At 68.3% G+C, this 2827-nt stretch carries 4 protein-coding genes; 1 reads left to right on the top strand and 3 read right to left on the bottom strand.

Features of this window, described 5'->3' with window-relative positions; translation table 11 throughout:
* From nusB to VN856_RS21775, 3 genes are all read right to left on the bottom strand, one after another.
* Positions 1-390, bottom strand: a 390-nt coding sequence (gene nusB, locus VN856_RS21785) for a transcription antitermination factor NusB (protein ID WP_325692838.1), incomplete at its 3' end; no start/stop codon positions are given.
* Complete coding sequence (gene efp / locus VN856_RS21780; protein ID WP_325692836.1) at positions 387-950, bottom strand: elongation factor P; 564 nt, start codon at positions 948-950, stop codon at positions 387-389. The genes nusB and efp, both read right to left, overlap by 4 nt.
* Positions 951-964: 14 nt before the next feature.
* On the bottom strand, positions 965-2068 hold the full coding sequence (locus VN856_RS21775) for a Xaa-Pro peptidase family protein (RefSeq protein ID WP_325692833.1): 1104 nt from the start codon (positions 2066-2068) through the stop codon (positions 965-967).
* Positions 2069-2101: 33 nt separating this feature from the next.
* On the opposite strand from VN856_RS21775, the gene VN856_RS21770 reads away from it, so the two are divergent.
* Positions 2102-2827: B-4DMT family transporter (locus tag VN856_RS21770; RefSeq protein WP_325692831.1), on the top strand; the 726-nt coding region annotated here is incomplete at its 3' end.

The raw sequence follows: 2827 nt of genomic DNA, 5'->3' as shown, positions 1-2827 counted from the left end.
GTTGACGAACCCGGGCGAGTCGTCGGTGGACAGCTCTTTGGCCAGCTCGACCGCCTCGTCGACCGCGACCGGCGCGGGCACGTCGTCAGCGTGCAGCAGCTCCCACACCGCGACACGCAGGATGGCCCGATCCACGGCGGGCAGCCGTTCCAGCGTCCAGCCCTGCAGGTGCGATGCGATCAAGTCGTCGACGTGCGCGGCGTGCTCGGTGACGCCACGAGCCACCGTCACCGTGTATGGGTTCAGCGGCGCCACATCGGGTTTGGCCTCCGCCAGCGCGATGCGGGCATCCGCCGCCTCGGCCGGGGTCAAGCCACGAGCCTCGGCTTCGAACAACAAATCGACGGCGCGCTTACGTGCCTGGTGCCGTCCCCGGACGGGCCGGCTCACGCGTTGACACGTCCCAGATAGCTGCCGTCGCGGGAGTCGACCTTCAGCTTGTCGCCGGTGTTGATGAACAGCGGAACCTGGAGCTCGGCGCCAGTCTCCACGGTCGCCGGCTTGGTGCCGGCGCTGGATCGATCACCCTGCAGACCCGGCTCGGTGTGCGTGACCACCAATTCGACGGTCACCGGCAGCTCGATGTACAGCGGCGCGCCATTGTGGAACGCCACCTGCACCGGCAGTCCCTCGAGCAAGAACCGGGAGTCGTCACCGACCAGCGACTCCGGCAACGGGTGCTGCTCGTAGTCCTGGCTGTCCATGAACACGAAGTCGGTGCCGTCGCGGTAGAGGTAGGTGGTGTCACGGCGGTCCACTGTCGCGGTCTCCACCTTCACCCCGGCGTTGTAGGTCTTGTCGACGACCTTCCCGGAGAGCACGTTCTTCAGCTTGGTGCGGACGAACGCCGGACCCTTGCCGGGCTTGACGTGCTGGAACTCGATGATCTGCCATAGCTGGCCATCGATCACCAGCACGAGTCCGTTCTTGAAATCGGCAGTGCTTGCCACAGTCGGTGAATCTCCTACAAGATCGCCAGTTCCTTGGGGAACCGGGTGAGCAATTCCGGTGCGTGCCCGGAGGTTTCGTCAGCCACAACCAGCGTGTCCTCGATGCGGACGCCGCCGCGGTCCGGCAAATAGACGCCGGGCTCCACGGTGACCACAGAGCCCGCACGTAGTGTACCGGCGGCGGTGGCGTTGATCCCCGGCGCTTCATGGATTTGCAGTCCCACCCCATGGCCGAGACCATGACCGAAGTGCGCGCCGTGCCCGGCGTCGACGATCACCTCGCGCGCCGCCGCGTCCACGTCGGCCAGGCCGGCGCCGGCTTCCAGCGCAACCCGGCCGGCTCGTTGCGCGTCGCTGACCAGCTGGTATATCTCCAGCTGCCAGTCGGCGGCCTTGCCCAGCACGAAGGTGCGGGTCATGTCGGAGTGATAGCCGCCGACCAGGGCGCCGAAATCGATTTTGACGAAGTCCCCGGCGGCCAGCACCGCCTCGGTGGGCCGGTGATGCGGGATCGCCGAATTCGCCCCAGCCGCCACGATGGTCTCGAACGAGACACCGTCGGCGCCGTGGTCCAGCATCAGCGCCTCCAGCTCGCGGGCCACCTCGAGCTCGGTGCGCCCCGGCCGCAGGCCGCCGCGCGCGATCAGGTCGGTCAGGGCGGCGTCGGCGGCTTCGCAGGCCAGCCGCAGCAGCGCCACCTCCCCGGCGTCTTTGACCTCGCGCAGCGCCTCCACGGTCTGTGCGGCTCGGACCAACTCGCTGCCGCCGGCCTCAGCCGACGCGGCGGCCAGCGCGTCGTAGGCGTCCACCGTGACCACGTGGCTTTCGAAACCCACCCGCTGCGCCCCGCTGGCCGCGGCCCGCCCGGCGAGGTAACGCCCGCAGGCCCGCTCGATGGCCACTTCCAGATCGGGCGCCTGCTGCGCGGCCTGGGTGCGGTAGCGACCGTCGGTGGCCAAAACGGCGCCATGATCGTCCGCGAACACCAGCAGAGCGGCATTGGACCCGGTGAAGCCGGACAGATAGCGAACGTTGATCAGGTCTGTGACCAGCATCGCGTCCAGCCCGGCGTCCCGAATTCGAGCTGCGAGTGCGGCTCGCCGCTGGGAATGTGTCACGCCAGGTGACGCTACTCGCTACGCTGTGGCCCCATGACTAACTGGATGCTGCGCGGGGTCGTGTTCGGCGCCGCGATGGTCGTCGTTCGGCTGTTTCAGGGAACGTTGATCAGCGTGTGGCAGACGCAGGCCACACTGATCAGCATCGCGCTGCTTCTTCTGTTCATCATCGGCGTGGTCGCCTGGGGCGTGATCGACGGCCGCGAGGACGCCGCAAGCAACCCCGACCCGGACCGTCGCGAAGATCTGGCGATGACGTGGCTGCTGGCCGGTCTGGTTGCCGGGCTGCTCAGCGGTGCGGTGACCTGGCTGATCTCGGTGTTCTACAAAGCGGTGTACGTCGGAGGGCTGATCAACGAGCTGACCACGTTCGCGGCCTTCACCGCGTTGGTGGTGTTCCTGGGCGCGATCAGCGGGGTTGCCATTGGCCGCTGGCGGGTTGACCGTACGGGCGCCTACCATCCGCAGAGCGGCGCCCGAGGTGGCGACGAGGATCGCGCCGACACCGACGTGTTCGCCGCGGTCCGGTCGGAGCAGGCCACCGGTGAGGGTGCCGCCTGGCCGGAGGAGCAGTCGACGTCGGTTGCGACCGCCGAACGCGAACACGACGCGCCGACGGCCTACAGCCAGGAAGGCGAAGCGACCACCGAAGCCGCCAGCGAGGAAAAGACCAAGAAGATTCCCTGGCCGCCGCCCAGCGCCGCGAAGACCGAGTCGCTGCCGTCCCACGAGCAATCCGAGCCGGTCTTCGCGGCGCTG

Origin of the sequence: Mycobacterium sp. (genome assembly GCF_035603715.1) — a bacterium.
Taxonomy (GTDB): Bacteria; Actinomycetota; Actinomycetes; order Mycobacteriales; family Mycobacteriaceae; genus Mycobacterium.
Note: the sequence above shows the minus strand (reverse complement) of the source record. Positions and strands in the feature narration are given on the sequence as shown.